The organism is Sphingomonas sp. CFBP 13706 (genome assembly GCF_014842355.1).
GTDB classification, from domain to species: domain Bacteria; phylum Pseudomonadota; class Alphaproteobacteria; order Sphingomonadales; family Sphingomonadaceae; genus Sphingomonas; species Sphingomonas aerolata.
The window spans coordinates 1-13,456 of record NZ_JACYVM010000032.1; the positions used below are offsets into that span (position 1 = coordinate 1).

Below are 13,456 nucleotides of genomic sequence, written 5' to 3' on the forward strand. Positions count from 1 at the left end.
AAACGAACGGCAGCTTTCAGGCATCGTCACAGAACCAAAGAAGGTCGACAAGTGGGCGCTTGCGGACTGGCAGCTTTGCCGCCTGATAGCTGCCACTCGGCTTTCAAGCACGGTCGGCACGCGACGAGCGCCTGAACGTCGCGACCTGGTAGAAAGCGGACTGGCCTTTCTGGGGGGGCGAACCTAGAAAAACCGATCATCGAACGAGCGTCCCAAATGCGTCGGCTTTTCCATCAACGAATGCGCCGGCTCCTGTCGTTTTTTGGTCGATGCAAAACTTGTGGGCTTGCGTCGCGTAATGCCAAATCAGACGTGACTACGGCGGCTAGGCTTTCCGAGTGAAAACTTCAGCTAACCGGGTGCTTCGGCGGCGCTGCATTTCGGAAAAAATCGTTGGATGAAGAGCAATAGGATTTCAGGACGCCGGCTTGAGATTGGGCGCCGTCATTGATGCAGTTGTCTCTGGGCCAAGATCCGCGCGAACCAAGCGCGGGGTTGGATCGCGGGCCATCAGGCGCGACCCCGTCACCGCAACCATGTTCGCGGTGAAGGTATAGCGTTCGCGTCCATAGCTTGGCTGCACTTGCGGGGCATAGCGACGAACCGATACAGAACGGACCACCTGCTCGGCCCACCCCCCCTTCAACGCTACATGATCGCCATGCCGCGAGATGTGCGCGTCACTGATCCGCCCGTCAGTGCCGATCGCGAAGGCCACATCGATCCATTGTCCGACATAGCTGCCCATCGCCACCGGCGGCATTTCGGTGTTAAACATGGCAGCAGGGTTGGAGTTCGGGGCGAAGCGGTTACCTGATCCCCGGGAAGACGCGGTCAGCGCAATTGCGGGGGCGTATAATAACAACGCAGGCGCTCCAGCGGGTTGCCTTGGATATCGTTTAATCAGGCGATCGAGCTCGGGCCCGGGGGTCGTCTGGGCAGCGAGCAGAAAACTCAGTTGCCGGCCGGCTACTTGATAAGGCTGCAACGCCGGTTCGCGCCTCGCGATCAACGCATCGATAGCCCGGCGTGCTGCGAAGCCGAAAACCGTGTAATTTTGTTCGGCAAGGCGGGTTTTGAGCGTAGCTACCCGTAAAAGAGCAAGGCCCTCAATCTCAATGAGGCCGAGCTTGTGAGCGCGTCGGGCAATGCCTGCATACTGCTTCTCGCTTCCTATAAACCGGCCAGCGCGAGCATAGGCATCGCCAAGCTCGATCCGCTCCAGGAATACACGTGGATCGTCTTCAGCCATGCCCGCCTTCATCGCGCTGATCGTGTCGAGAGCACTGGACAGCTCGCTGTCGGCTAGGCCGAGATGCGCTGCCATCACGCTATTAGCATGGTGCAGGTTAGCAACCGCCACCGGGTATTGCTTTGCAAACCGTGCATTGCGACGCCTTGCTGCCAACAGGGATGCGCGTGCCGCATCATATGTCCCCGCTTCGAACTGCGCTTGAGCGAGAGCAAGCGTAGCGGCAATGTCCCTGTCAGGCGAGCAATGCGTTGCAAGACATTCGTCGACGTGCCTTTTATAATCCAAAGTACGGCTGCCGGTGACAACTATATCACGCCCCGATGTCTCTTTTGCGACTGGAGGGGGCGTAACTTGGGCGGACAGGGGTGCGGTGGCTAACAGGCCGCATGCCACTAACCAACGCGCTATCAGCATCGCTAAAGACTCCGAGAACTCGGACCAAGGCTAGACGTCAATCATATCCTCGTCCACCCGCACAGCGGAAAAGGTGCACAGTAGCGTAGCTACTAAACTGGGCCGGCCCGTCTAGCTGCTGTGATACGTGCAAGTGCCTGATCATTGAGATGGATCTGGGGGTAAGTGGAACGATCGGGTTTGGTGGTGAGCGGACCGTCCGCTTTCGGGGGCAAATGGGAAGGTAACGCCGTTTTAGCTGCCTCCCTTCCGGCAACCAACGAGATCAAAGAATTGCCTGTCGAGGAAGGCGGTGTCTTTGGAACCCGCCGCGTCCCGGAAAAGCATATGAGCCGGAGCAGGTTCTCCCCGCTTTGGAACGTGATTGATCAGATTATACATGACATCGGTTCCGATGTATTGCCTGTCTCCGTATGGACGAGGTCCTCCATCCGGACTTGGTGGCTGCCAACCTTTGGCGGTGACGTCGTCCGTAGACGCAACATTTTGGAGCCCGTTCGAGCCGCCGTTCCACGGCAGCCACCAAAAGGTCTTCCCTAATTCTTTGTGCTGGACTGCTATCGCAACATGGCTTGGCCAATCTGGACCGCTGTCGACTGGGCGAAAATGGGCAGTTACTCTTTGATCGTGGCGCAAAACATAGCGTGCGTGCTCAACCGGACAGGAAGGTACCGTGGCTACCGCAAGTGCCAACAAGCCAATCATTACGATAGTCTCCGCCCCTAGCCCTATCTAATTGTAGCTGATGAATGAGTGTTGGCAATCGGGACCGGTAGGACCACAGGTACGACCGAGTGTGGGCGACAGCGGAAAGGCGGCTTTGGGGGGCCGCTTTGCCGATCGCGAACGTCGCTATCTGGTGGACAGCGGACATTGGAAGTTCACTTCGAGCGGGGCCGCTCTTCCCAATGACCGTTTGGAAGGCGGCCCCATTCAGCATTGTGTTCGTCAAGGCTGATGACCGTGCCCGCACCCTTGTCGATCAATTCAACCAGTTCCTCGGAGAACCAGAAGGCTTCATCGACTTCCTCGAAGTGCACGTTGATCGCGTAGTCGTTCACCGTCGAGCCAATGACGGATACCCCAATTTGCGAAGGGGTGGTCAAACCGTAGACTTCCCCTTCCCGGCCCGCTAATCCCAGCCGCTCTGTATCGGCAGAGGATCTAATACGAACGCGATCTGCAAAATCTATCATGGGGCAACTGTAGCGCCATGCTGGATGACCGCAATTGGGCGCTTTTTGCCGTTCCTGTTGTTGCAAAAGGGTTCCCTTTCGCAACAAGTTTTGGCCTCAATGAAATCAGTGGGTTGGCCGTTGCAAAAGGCTGTAGCAAAACAAACCAATGAAAATCGGCTATGCACGGGTCTCCTCCGGGGAACAAAACCTCGATCTTCAACGCGATGCGCTAGCTGTTGCCGGCTGCGGCATGATCTACGAAGACGAAGGTGTTTCAGGTGTTGCACGTCGGCGTCCTGGGCTCGACCAAGCGCTCGCCACGTTGAAACAGGGTGACACCCTCGTGACATGGCGACTTGATCGCCTGGGGCGCTCCCTGCCGCACCTGATTGAGCTGGTATCGGCTTTGCAGGATCGGGGTTGCGGATTCGTATCACTTAACGAGGCGATCGACACCAGTTCCGCCGGAGGTAAGTTGGTGTTTCATATCATGGGAGCGCTCGCCGAGTTCGAGCGCGCACTGATCGTAGAACGGACCCGCGCCGGCATGACGTCTGCTCGTAAGCGTGGCCGTCATCTCGGCCGGCCCCGAGTTCTATCCGGTGCGCAACTGGACAAGGCCCGCGAGGAAATTGCCGGCGACCGGGAAACCACCGCCAGTATGGCGAGCCTTCTTGGGGTCAGCCGATCAACTTTGTGGCGAGCGCTGCGAAATCGCCCAAGCTCATGACGGCACATGTTGTCCGTAGTGTTTCACTGCTTACGACAGACAACAAAATGCCCCGCTGCGGGTGGGTGCAGCGGGGCGCTTGGGAAACCGACAAACAAAGGGGGGGGGAAGTTGCGGTCTGATGGAAGAACCATATTCGCGATAATGGGTTCCCGCCTCAATGACTTAAATGCCCTGCCGGCCGTCGACCGGCAGGGCATCGCGAGCTTCACCACCAACTCCCCCCGAAGGGTAGGACGCTACAAGCTTGATAAAAAATGGAAAAACAACGCTGTGTTCCGCTAATCCTCCATACAAGACGACCGCCCTAGCATGCGGTCTGCAATCCTCTTCAGAGACTTAGTGCATCGGTGTTTTGCATCGGCAGGTCACCAGGTTTTCTGCCGTTCTTCGGTCGATGCAGAATCTGTGAGTTTTGCATTGGGCGGGCCTCTGATTGTTATCGAAGGCCTGAATTGTAGATGGTTGATGCCCATGTCATCATCCCCGACAGAGGAGCCAAGCCATGAGACGATTGTCACCCCGGCTAGATATGTTCGTTCGTTACGTTGGGGGCCTCATCGTTGCATACTTGGCGATCGGAGGAGCGCTCGCAATCTATGACGGCCATGCAAAGTTACCCCATTGGTGGATGATTGCCGCATCGCTGGTGGGGGGGCTTTCGGGCATCCTGATGCGCGAGATTCCAGCGAAGTATCGGGACGATCGTTTGCCACATCGGACCGAGAACGCCTCGTCGCCCTGATGCAGACCGGCTTGCTAAGCTGCGCAGCTCAGCACGTACGGGTCGTCATCATTAGCAGCAGGGCCTTTGGTAGCCTTGGTGGACCGAGTGCGGCGCATTCTGCGGCACCCAGCACGCACGCGGCGGATTACATTGGAAGGACGCAGCCTTGCTTCCCCTCCACTCCAGCTTGACCAAGCGAGAGTTGCAACAGCCAGAACGTCGGCAAAGCTACTGATTTCGAATGTAAGAACCCAACCTAGTGTTTCAGGTCCAGCCATACCCAGCACGCGCAATGCATCGCCGGCTTCTAACCAAAGCAGTACGCAGACCAGAAGAAGCCCTCCGGCCAGCATGACGAGGTTACTTCTAGACACACGGCTCAACCGATCAGCTGGCCATTCGACCATCCAATGAGAAAGCATCCGACCAATTGGGGTTCTGGGTGCAAGCCAGAGCATCGACCACAAACCGAAAAACGCTGTCACGAATGTCATTATAGCAAGTTTCCTCAACTCAGGAGCCGAGCTTACCGCGCACCTCGAATATCCGCTACGGCCTCATGCTGACCGGCCACTGATGCAAAACTTTTGACTTTTGCATCAGGGTCCTTTGGCTTCGGTGGATACCTGGGTATTAATCCGGGCACATATTAACTTGCCGGGACGAAATCGTACTGCCGCGAATTCGCCTTTCAGGATAGCCTCCCCCGTTCGAGGGTTTCGGACGGTTCGCTGAGCATGCTGGCTTAGAAAAAATCGTCCAAAACCGCGTAATTCAACGGCACCGCCATCTCTGAGATGGTCGATAATGGCGTTAAACAGCTTTTCTACCAACGTCCGGCATACTGGTTCTGACAGGTCCGGATTTAGTGAGGCTATGCTCCGAATAAGCTCACTTTTACGCATTTGGCCTCCGCTGCTAACCACAAGCAAACGTATCGTTTCGAGCAGCGATCGTCATGCCATAACTGGTGCCGCGCATCCTGACCGGTGATGCAAAAGGGACCCCTTTTGCAACACGACAGATGTCGTCATTGGTCGCTTACTGTCGCGAAACCAGCGACATACGCGACGTCCGAAATCAGGATATGAGCGACCCGAGCAATCGTGGAGTGGTCAGAAATCGAGTGCCACGGCAGCGACGACACTTCCACTGTGGTGATCCTGGCTGCTGCGACCGCGGTAACGGGCATCGACCCAAGCCAGCGAAATGGTGGCTGGTCCAACGTGAGTGTCGGCACCGAGCAGCCAGTCCAGCTTGGGGCTGCCAGTTATCGTGTCCACGCCTGTCTCGCGACCGATATGGCCGCGCACCGTAAGGGGCAGTCCTGGCAGCGGCTTCTCGGCTTCGGTGAAAAGGTACAGCCCGTCACCATCGCCCAGTTCGGATTGGCGGGGGGTGTAGCTGATCCCGAACTTGATGGTCGCATCGCCGATGACCTGGGCACCGGTTGCGTACAGCTCTGCGCTGCTGACCCCGTCAGCACCCGGGTACAGGTACGAGATAATGCCGATGTCGAGATCGACGCTTGTCGCCTTCGTCCGGTATCCGCCGTAGAAATCCAGTTCGGTATGAGCTCCCTCATAAGTGGCAATGGTTGATCCCCAGGCGCCGGTATATAAACCGGCGGGGCTGACTAACTCGATCGATGCCTGGACGGCTGCATGACCTGCCGACTGGGTAATGCCACGCAGCCGGTAATCACTGACTACCGAAGCATTCAGGCTGATGGTGGGCTTGGTGCCCTCCGTAGCCCTGCCATCGGGGATGGCATCAAGATCCCGGTTTGGGCGGGGACCGGAGGCCTGTCCCGATGCGGGAGAATCCGGCGCGGCTGCCACAGCGGCTATGATGGCAGGTTTGGCCTCAAGCATCAGGCCACTTCCAGCTGACGAAGGAAACCGTTGATGTCATCACCGAGATCAGAGAGGGTGCTGGACAGATCAGCGACGGCTGCCTCCATCTGGTCAGCTGCGGCATGACCAATGGCAATCGCCGAGCTGGCGCTGGTGACCGCAGCGGCAGTGGCTCGGCTTTCATCAGCAACGGCTTCAATACCGCCACGGATCATCAGAACACCGTCGACCTGACGATGGACTGCGGTTGCAATTACGCCGGAGGCTGCTTCCGTTCGACCGAGCGCTGCCACGATCGTGTCGACGGCGGTCGAGGTGGTGACCGTCTGCGTACGAAGCAGGTCGAGCTGGCCAGCGACCTGGCGGGTCAACTCAGCCGTATGATTGGCGAGGGCCTTCACCTCGTTGGCGACAACTGCGAAACCCGCCCCTGCCGGCCCCGATCGTGCCGCCTCGATGCTGGCGTTGAGCGCCAGAAGGTTCGTCTGCTTCGAGACGCGATCGATGGCATCGACCACGGTTTCGATTTCACCCAATGCTTTGGCAAGTGCAGTGACGCTGGCACCCACCTGCTGACCGTCACAACTCGCACGCTTCACCTCGTTCAGTGCAATGCCGGTCTCGTGCTGGATGTTATAGCCTGCCTCGGCGAAGGCGACTGCCTTAGGCACCAGTTCCGTCATATGCTGGTCGGTCTGGGCTGCCGCGCTCGTAGCGACCGTCACCAGCTCCTGAAGCCCACCGGCTTGCTCGCGAACGCGCTTCGAGGCAGTGCCAAGGACTCGGCCCTGGTGCCGAATCGTCTTGATAGCTGGCCCAAGCCGCTGTTCCAGCCGGGTCTTGGCGTCGATCAGGGCAGCTTGCCGAGCGGCTCTCAGCCGGTCGTTCAGTTCGGCGTTCTCATGTCGCACTTCATCAACTGTTGTTTCCAGGCGTACGCGTGCCGCGGCGTCGGCATTCGCAGCATCGGCGCGAGCCAGAGTAAGTGCATCCAGTGCGTCTCGGGCTTCTTTTTCGTCGGCAGCGGACCTCAGCATCGCGGCATTGGTCTGTTCGATGGCACGGCGACAGTGACGCAGGATACGAACACCGATCAAGACCAGTGCCACCATGATGAACAGCAGGATCGGCAGGACGATGTCGCGCAGTGCCGTGCCGGGCAGCTGTGGTGTCCAAACCAGATCGCCTATGAACGCCCCGTCGTAACCCCTGAGTTTCACCCTGCCCAGACTGCTGTCTGCAGATGCGCGAGAAGGAAGGAAGCGCATGTCGGCAAGACGACGGTCGGCGCCAAGCGTAGTGATCTGATCGGGTGTCAGCACGTCGATAAACAGGAGGTATGAAGCAGGCCCGGTGGGAAGCTTCACTTTGCCTGGATCGGGAATGATCGCGGCAATGCTGAACACGGCAGGTTGGTCGCCGATACGGATCAGGCCCCGGCGTCGATGATCCTCACCCGTCGGCTTTGCCCTCAGCTCTGCGATAGCCTTCCTCAGAGCGGGACCCATCAGGGCGAACGGGTCGAGTTTGGCCTGGTGGTCACGGTCGCTAGCGTAGATCGTGCGGTCGTGGGCATCGATGACGAAGCTGTGTTCGTAGCCTTGAGTGTGAAACAGGTAAGGCCCGATGTTATCGTTGGCCCACTCGCTATCCATCGACAGCACCAGCTTGGCGACGGCATCGTCCCATGTCGCATAGTCGCTCTGATTGCGTACCATGAAGTCGAGCCGATTGGAGATGACCAGCTGCGCCAGCTCTGTCTCGCGAACAGCTTCCTGTGCATCGGATTGAACCGTCAACCAGACCAGCAACGTGACCATGATGACGCCTGCCGCCACCATCGCGGCCGATAATGGGTACACAAAATGGCGTCGGTAGTTCGGTAGCGAAGCGTGCGTCGCTGTTTCCCGCCTGTCCCTTCTAACCGATCGCATCATTCCGGTTTAGATGTCGGTCGTTAACGTCCAACTAACTGCCGAAATGGGCGTTTTTGGAAGCAGGTTGCGACAGGCATCCCGTGTCGCATAATAGGCAACATGCGAAATTCAGCACTTTCGCGACGTAGCGCTTTCCCATTTCTCCGTCATCGTTCGACTGTTTTGGGAAAAGCCAATCGGAACAGATTTCGGGAATGGTCTCGTTGGGGCGAGAGCCCTGCCCCGGGCTTGCCAGCTGTCTCAATCGACCTTCCTTTTCGGGAAAGGCGGGATCGGCAGAAAGCGCCCAGATGCAGACATCCATTGTAGGTCAGTGGCATTGACCTTCGTTCTTCAGGCAAGGTAGCCTATAGGCACGCTGAAGCGGAGTGGGGCACATATGAGCATGATCATGCTGTTACTGGCAACACTGCCGATGCAGGCACAAGCCTCGGCCACAGCACCTAACGGGGACAAGCCCGTCGTCCACGACATGCCACAAGGCACGGCACCCAATGGAGACAAGCTCGTCGTCCACGACATGTCACAAGGCACGGCACCCAACGGAGACAAGCTCGTCGTCCATGACATGCCACAAGGCACGGCACCCAACGGAGACAAGCTCGTCGTCCACGACATGCCACAAGGCACAGCACCCAACGGAGACAAGCGGGTCGTTAGTGACGTGCCACGCTGAGGGGTAAGCGAGACGCGCCAGCGGTTCTCGTCGTCGCGCTATACGTCCGTTTTCCACCAAACCCGGACATTCACGACCGACACGCATCGGATTTATGCATCAAGCGATGCCACGATTTCAGCGGCTTCAAGCCTGATGCAAAACTGGTGATTTTGCATCATGTTCGCGCGGTCGATGGTCAGCTATCGAGAGGCCGGAGCCGACGATAGCTGACCACTGATCGCTTTAGTTGGCGCCCCACATTTCGGCACGATTGCGAGCGAGCTTAATCATAAACTCGTCTAACATAATAAGGCGGCGATCAACCTCGGCGGCCGAAACGCCGTTCCAAACGGAATGGTCATAGCCTTCGCGCAATGGCTTCAGGTCATCACCCGCCTGAAAGCGCTCGGCTATGTAAAGTGTCTCAAGCAAGTCTGTCGGACGCTCACGCTCGCTCGTTTTGGCCAAGCCCCACTTCACGAGGTATTCAGACATGATGCCGTCGTTGGATGTACTAACCATCGTCATCCCCTTTCTCGTCGAAACATGGGTCGCAGATGGGCGCTAGTCCAGAGTCCCTTGCCTCTAATCGCAGGAGTGCTAGGTAGCAGCTATCACCGCTCAGGCTAGTAAATTCACGATAAGAGTTGATGCAAAACCTTTGATTTTTGCATCAGGATCCTTTGGCTTCGGTGGATACCTGAGTATTAATCCGGGCACATATTAACTTGCCGGGACGAAATCGTACTGCCGCGAATTCGCCTTTCAGGATAGCCTCCCCCGTTCGAGGGTTTCGGACGGTTCGCTGAGCATGCTGGCTTAGAAAAAATCGTCCAAAACCGCGTAATTCAACGGCACCGCCATCTCGGAGATGGTCGATAATGGCGTTAAACAGTTTTCCTACCAACGTCCGGCATACTGGTTCTGACAGGTCCGGATTTAGTAAGGCTATGCTCTGAATAAGCTCACTTTTACGCATTTGGCCTCCGCTGCTAACCACAAGCAAACGTATCGTTTCGGGCAGCGATCGTCATGCCATAACTGGTGCCGCGCATCCTGACCGGTGGCGCAAAAGCGACTCCTTTTGCGACGCGGCCCGTGCAAGCTTCGATTCTCGAAATAGGATCCCTTCTGACAAACGCAGCGCGAGGCGACCGGCATTTTTCAACAGCCCCGGTCGTTTTATGAGGCTCATAACCGACGCCTTGGTTGTAGATGTCAGCGCTAATTGGCTCCCTTTGTCAGCGGTAAATGTCATGGCGCGACATGGCACAGGCGTTCTCGGAATCGTTTGGAGATGCCCATGGGGAAGAATGCGGCCCAGCCTCGACGCGATGGCGGCAAGCCGCCGACAGGCACGCTGCCATCGGCTTCGGTCGTGCCGATGTCGAGCATCGCCATGATGCTCATTGAAAAGCTGGTGTGACCTCGCAAGATTAAGCATCGTGGTCGGCCGGTAGGTATTGGCTATTCGGGCAAGTGGCGGTAGGATTTGCGTACCCCCACGCTTTATGCAAAATCGACGCGGGGGGATTGCCATGTGGGTACTGGGTCTAGACGGATTGTGAACGACTTCGTTGCAGCCAAGGCGACGGGGGCAGAACACGCGATCGCCTATGAAGCCATCAATGCGCGGACGTCTAGACGGTTATGCCGCTATGGCGCGACCGTCGACAACGGCGTGGGGCCCTATTGTCTTGATGCAGGCAAGCTCGGTGCGTTTCGCGGCACGGTACGGCGGCGTGCGACAACGATTACGGCGACGTCGGGTGTCGTCGCCAGTGCGGTCGCCGCTGCCACGGTGCTCGCGCTTGCTAAATAGGCTATTGCCCGAAGCCCGACCCCAGGACCGGCGTAGGCCTCGGCCTAATGCCGCCGCGCCATTAGCGATGGAGACCCGTCCGCACCGGATACGCGGGACCATCCCAGGGCTGTTCCTGGCGCAGCATGCGATCCACCCGGAAGACGCAATCGCCTTCGTCCCGCGCGATTCCCGCGAGCAGTCAGCGTTCAATCGCTTGCGCGCACGCGGCATCGTCCGCCAAGCAGCCACCGGCCGCTTCTACTTCAGTCTAGAGGCACATTATGCGGCCGCCGAGCGGCGTCGTCTGTTCGCCGTTCCGACTGCGATCATCGGATCGGTGCTGCTCGCCTGGATCGCGACATTGTTCTTTCGCGGGTGAAACGGTTGAATGAGTCGATAATATCGTTTGCTATGGGATCACGCTCGAACGTCCGCAGCCGGGTGGTGTTAGCGATTTATGTCGCCTGCTTCGGAGTAGGCGCGTTCAACCATGCCCGCGACTTTCTAGTATATGGCTGGCGACCCTACAGTTGGGGGCCGCTTCTTCTTGAAGCATTTTGGACGTCGTTGATCTTACTGGACCTGTTAGCTATCGCTCTGATATTAACTAGATTTAGGCGATCGGGTCTGCTTTTGGCGGCAGCGATAATGATCTCCGACGTCATGGCGAATACGTATGCACTAGTCGTCCTAGCCATACCTGCATTTGGCTTGGCGGTTTCTCTTCAAGCGACTTTTTTAGGTTTCGTATTAGGCTCGCTTCCGTTCGTGTGGCCTGGGAGCGTGCCCGCTTGGAGTGAACAGCAGTAGCCACTCAAACGGCCGTAAATGATACTTCTGGTCACTCCCGCTTTCTCGGAAAGGATCCTTTTCGAGAAAGGCAGCATCGCGACACGGTGGCAGCTATCAAACCTACCTCCCGGAAAGCGGTCGGATTGCTTCTCGCCAAGTATCGCCGTTCGCTGTCCGTTCGCTCCTAGCGTACGCAAAATTCACTTTCGTGTTGTGACCCCATGTTGATCGGATCCGCGAGGTCCGCAGTGCGGTCGATCAGTCTCGAATTTGTTTCGTAGACGGGATCGAGATTGCCTTGGTCGATACCGCCGAAACCCCAAAGCCTCGCCTGATTGACCACTAGGTGCAGTGTGTCATCGAGCCGCCGACGCGTCGCCATAGACGGATTGCAGGCGATCACTCCAAGCACCGGCAGCTTTTCATCCCATCGGTACTGCAACCGATGACGTCGCGGTCGCGTCATCGATGTCCTGTACCCATCCACCTCGTCCGGCAGTTCCGCCGGCGAGTGCCGACCTTCGATCACGCCATCATGCAGCGCCCGCTCGAACATTTCGCGGTCGAACGGCCACTCGCCCTGATGAACGGTTTCCGCAGTTGGGGGGGCAAGTATGGTCGATGGGTTCGAGCGTGAACATGAGCAGAATTTGGTGACGCTGGCGGTTTTGGCAACGCCTGTCATCATGCCTACTGACGGATCAGGAGCGGGTCCCGCTGACATCGATGCGGCTGATCGGATCAGCCTTCATATGTAAATTCTGCATGAATTCGCCGATCTCGACCAGATCTCCGCCCGCTTCCGTCTCTTCGCCTTCGGGGAACGCTGCGGCGAACAGTAGTTGGATCAGGATCAGCGTCAGCCTTATGGCGTTATGGAAGACGCGGATCTTGTGGTCGTTCTCGATGGGATCGTCGTCCTCGTCACCGAACGACGTGAGCGGCGCGACGAGTTGTCCATGGATCAGGGCATTTCGGAGGTAGGCGAGGCTGCTTGCAGCAAGCTTGGCAGGAGCGAGACAGATATCGATCTCAGCTATCCCCTTCAGGATCTTCTTCCTTCGCTTGTCGGGCAGTTCCGACGCAAGGTGCGACAGATTGGCTACGACGGCTTCGGTGATCTCGACCAGATGCGGACACTTCCGCCCGTCAGCCGCCGCGCTGATGAGCTTAATGCCGTCCTCGCCCTGCGACGTCGAGTTCGGCTTTCGAGCCAAGACCGACAATTCGTACGCCTGCCATACGAGTCCGAAGATGATTGTACCGCCTAGCCAGAGCTGCGCCATCTCGCCGAAGGCGAGATCCGATTCGGCGAAGCCTCCACAAAAGTCGATCGAGCCAGGTGATCGAGCATGTATGTCCTCGACGAACGAGGACATGCGTAACTGATCGCTCACCGCGTGCCAGACGATGAACTCCTTCGGTTGTTCGTTGACGATTTCGAATATCGTGTCGGCGAGCAGTGCAGCGTGCGCTCGCAGAGGCAGCATTGTGCCGCCTTGCGCATCTCCCCCGCACCATATCGCCTCCAGTGCCGATCTCGAACTCATCCGTCCTCATCCTCTTTAATGGCAAGCAGCGCCGAAGCTTCGTGTGGGATGGGGAATGCCTCGTGCTTACTCCTACCTGTTCCCATCGCAGCGCATAATGTCGGCGCTTTGACCACAAGGCTACCCTGACGTGGTCAAGCGGATGCCAGGCACCCGTCAAGCGATCAGCCAAGTTCCGCCCGGCTCCTTGTGCACGACGTTCTTCCACAGGTAGCTTTCGCCGCTGTCTTCGGCGGTAAACACCATATCGAACCCGAACTCGTTGGCAGCGATGCGGTGCCAGTTCTGGATGCGGGTGACGGTAAGGCAGCCTAGCCGTTCGAACCTGCAAACCGGCGATAGCGGTCGTTCAGGTCTGATCCCACACTACGATCCTTTTCGGGAAAGCCGACTGGCCAGCCAACGTCTCCTATGCACGCTCACTCACCCGAGAGCAGCCGGTCCGCAAACCACCACAATGCGACATTCGCGATTGGTAAACTCGACGCCCAAAAGCGGCCGGTCCGCAGACGCCCGATTGTGTTGAAAAAGTCGGGCTTGCAGTAGTGTCGGCGG

General features: G+C 57.8%; 16 protein-coding genes. 7 read left to right on the forward strand and 9 right to left on the reverse strand.

Translation table 11 applies throughout. The features are described from left to right. Positions 1-187: hypothetical protein (locus IFS44_RS21985; protein WP_206757895.1), on the forward strand; the 187-nt coding region annotated here is incomplete at its 5' end. 228 nt (positions 188-415) lie between these two features. Here the strand turns inward: IFS44_RS21985 and IFS44_RS21135 are convergent. Together IFS44_RS21135 and IFS44_RS21140 are read right to left on the reverse strand one after the other, a co-directional pair. Then, positions 416-1,327, reverse strand: coding sequence for a hypothetical protein (locus IFS44_RS21135; RefSeq protein WP_206757896.1), 912 nt, complete (start codon positions 1,325-1,327; stop codon positions 416-418). A 1,223-nt stretch (positions 1,328-2,550) separates the two neighbouring features. After that, the gene (locus IFS44_RS21140; RefSeq protein ID WP_192100038.1) at positions 2,551-2,865 is read right to left on the reverse strand and encodes a hypothetical protein; all 315 of its coding nucleotides are present in this window, start codon (positions 2,863-2,865) and stop codon (positions 2,551-2,553) included. 17 nt (positions 2,866-2,882) lie between these two features. On the opposite strand from IFS44_RS21140, the gene IFS44_RS22690 reads away from it, so the two are divergent. Continuing rightward, the gene (locus tag IFS44_RS22690) at positions 2,883-3,017 is read left to right on the forward strand and encodes a hypothetical protein (RefSeq protein ID WP_274604261.1); all 135 of its coding nucleotides are present in this window, start codon (positions 2,883-2,885) and stop codon (positions 3,015-3,017) included. Next, positions 3,014-3,577, forward strand: coding sequence for a recombinase family protein (locus IFS44_RS21145; RefSeq protein ID WP_192100040.1), 564 nt, complete (start codon positions 3,014-3,016; stop codon positions 3,575-3,577). The genes IFS44_RS22690 and IFS44_RS21145 overlap by 4 nt, the downstream gene beginning before the upstream one ends. A 1,326-nt stretch (positions 3,578-4,903) precedes the next feature. Here IFS44_RS21145 and IFS44_RS21150 read toward each other — a convergent pair. The 3 genes from IFS44_RS21150 to IFS44_RS21160 form a co-directional block, all read right to left on the reverse strand. Continuing rightward, a complete protein-coding gene (locus IFS44_RS21150; RefSeq protein WP_192100042.1) occupies positions 4,904-5,209 on the reverse strand; it encodes an HU family DNA-binding protein in 306 nt (101 codons plus the stop codon). A 210-nt stretch (positions 5,210-5,419) separates the two neighbouring features. After that, positions 5,420-6,178, reverse strand: coding sequence for a TorF family putative porin (locus IFS44_RS21155; RefSeq protein ID WP_192100044.1), 759 nt, complete (start codon positions 6,176-6,178; stop codon positions 5,420-5,422). Continuing rightward, the gene (locus IFS44_RS21160) at positions 6,178-7,980 is read right to left on the reverse strand and encodes a CHASE4 domain-containing protein (RefSeq protein WP_192100046.1); all 1,803 of its coding nucleotides are present in this window, start codon (positions 7,978-7,980) and stop codon (positions 6,178-6,180) included. Before IFS44_RS21160 ends, IFS44_RS21155 begins: the two co-directional genes overlap by 1 nt. A gap of 496 nt (positions 7,981-8,476) precedes the next feature. Between IFS44_RS21160 and IFS44_RS21165 the strand changes: the two genes are divergently transcribed. Further along, positions 8,477-8,773 (forward strand): hypothetical protein, encoded by a 297-nt coding sequence (locus tag IFS44_RS21165; protein ID WP_192100048.1) that lies wholly within the window; start codon positions 8,477-8,479, stop codon positions 8,771-8,773. Positions 8,774-8,998: 225 nt separating this feature from the next. Here IFS44_RS21165 and IFS44_RS21170 read toward each other — a convergent pair whose 3' ends face one another. Together IFS44_RS21170 and IFS44_RS21175 are read right to left on the reverse strand one after the other, a co-directional pair. Continuing rightward, positions 8,999-9,277 carry a hypothetical protein gene (locus tag IFS44_RS21170; protein WP_192100050.1) on the reverse strand — a complete coding sequence of 93 codons (279 nt, stop codon included), beginning with the start codon at positions 9,275-9,277 and terminating at the stop codon, positions 8,999-9,001. A gap of 151 nt (positions 9,278-9,428) precedes the next feature. Further along, on the reverse strand, positions 9,429-9,734 hold the full coding sequence (locus IFS44_RS21175; RefSeq protein ID WP_192100052.1) for an HU family DNA-binding protein: 306 nt from the start codon (positions 9,732-9,734) through the stop codon (positions 9,429-9,431). Positions 9,735-10,058: 324 nt separating this feature from the next. On the opposite strand from IFS44_RS21175, the gene IFS44_RS22695 reads away from it, so the two are divergent. From IFS44_RS22695 to IFS44_RS21185, 3 genes are all read left to right on the forward strand, one after another. Then, positions 10,059-10,181, forward strand: a complete 123-nt coding sequence (locus tag IFS44_RS22695; protein ID WP_274604262.1) for a hypothetical protein — start codon at positions 10,059-10,061, stop codon at positions 10,179-10,181. A 138-nt stretch (positions 10,182-10,319) separates the two neighbouring features. Continuing rightward, positions 10,320-10,577, forward strand: coding sequence for a hypothetical protein (locus IFS44_RS21180; RefSeq protein WP_192100054.1), 258 nt, complete (start codon positions 10,320-10,322; stop codon positions 10,575-10,577). A gap of 67 nt (positions 10,578-10,644) precedes the next feature. After that, a complete protein-coding gene (locus IFS44_RS21185; RefSeq protein WP_192100056.1) occupies positions 10,645-10,938 on the forward strand; it encodes a hypothetical protein in 294 nt (97 codons plus the stop codon). A 597-nt stretch (positions 10,939-11,535) separates the two neighbouring features. Here the strand turns inward: IFS44_RS21185 and IFS44_RS21190 are convergent. Together IFS44_RS21190 and IFS44_RS21195 are read right to left on the reverse strand one after the other, a co-directional pair. Next, a complete protein-coding gene (locus IFS44_RS21190) occupies positions 11,536-12,039 on the reverse strand; it encodes a DUF1643 domain-containing protein (RefSeq protein WP_206757897.1) in 504 nt (167 codons plus the stop codon). A 13-nt stretch (positions 12,040-12,052) separates the two neighbouring features. After that, entirely contained in the window at positions 12,053-12,901 is an 849-nt protein-coding gene (locus IFS44_RS21195) for a hypothetical protein (protein WP_206757898.1), read from the reverse strand. Positions 12,902-13,456: the final 555 nt, after the last annotated feature.

Bases quoted from the DNA above. Each gene is read 5' to 3' on its own strand.
- IFS44_RS21135 (WP_206757896.1), bottom strand. From the start codon at position 1,327: ATGGCAGCGCATCTCGGCCTAGCCGACAGCGAGCTGTCCAGTGCTCTC.
- IFS44_RS21140 (WP_192100038.1), bottom strand. From the start codon at position 2,865: ATGATAGATTTTGCAGATCGCGTTCGTATTAGATCCTCTGCCGATACA.
- IFS44_RS22690 (WP_274604261.1), top strand. From the start codon at position 2,883: ATGCTGGATGACCGCAATTGGGCGCTTTTTGCCGTTCCTGTTGTTGCA.
- IFS44_RS21145 (WP_192100040.1), top strand. From the start codon at position 3,014: ATGAAAATCGGCTATGCACGGGTCTCCTCCGGGGAACAAAACCTCGAT.
- IFS44_RS21150 (WP_192100042.1), bottom strand. From the start codon at position 5,209: ATGCGTAAAAGTGAGCTTATTCGGAGCATAGCCTCACTAAATCCGGAC.
- IFS44_RS21155 (WP_192100044.1), bottom strand. From the start codon at position 6,178: ATGCTTGAGGCCAAACCTGCCATCATAGCCGCTGTGGCAGCCGCGCCG.
- IFS44_RS21160 (WP_192100046.1), bottom strand. From the start codon at position 7,980: ATGGTCACGTTGCTGGTCTGGTTGACGGTTCAATCCGATGCACAGGAA.
- IFS44_RS21165 (WP_192100048.1), top strand. From the start codon at position 8,477: ATGAGCATGATCATGCTGTTACTGGCAACACTGCCGATGCAGGCACAA.
- IFS44_RS21170 (WP_192100050.1), bottom strand. From the start codon at position 9,277: ATGGTTAGTACATCCAACGACGGCATCATGTCTGAATACCTCGTGAAG.
- IFS44_RS21175 (WP_192100052.1), bottom strand. From the start codon at position 9,734: ATGCGTAAAAGTGAGCTTATTCAGAGCATAGCCTTACTAAATCCGGAC.
- IFS44_RS22695 (WP_274604262.1), top strand. From the start codon at position 10,059: ATGGGGAAGAATGCGGCCCAGCCTCGACGCGATGGCGGCAAGCCGCCG.
- IFS44_RS21185 (WP_192100056.1), top strand. From the start codon at position 10,645: ATGGAGACCCGTCCGCACCGGATACGCGGGACCATCCCAGGGCTGTTC.
- IFS44_RS21190 (WP_206757897.1), bottom strand. From the start codon at position 12,039: ATGATGACAGGCGTTGCCAAAACCGCCAGCGTCACCAAATTCTGCTCA.
- IFS44_RS21195 (WP_206757898.1), bottom strand. From the start codon at position 12,901: ATGAGTTCGAGATCGGCACTGGAGGCGATATGGTGCGGGGGAGATGCG.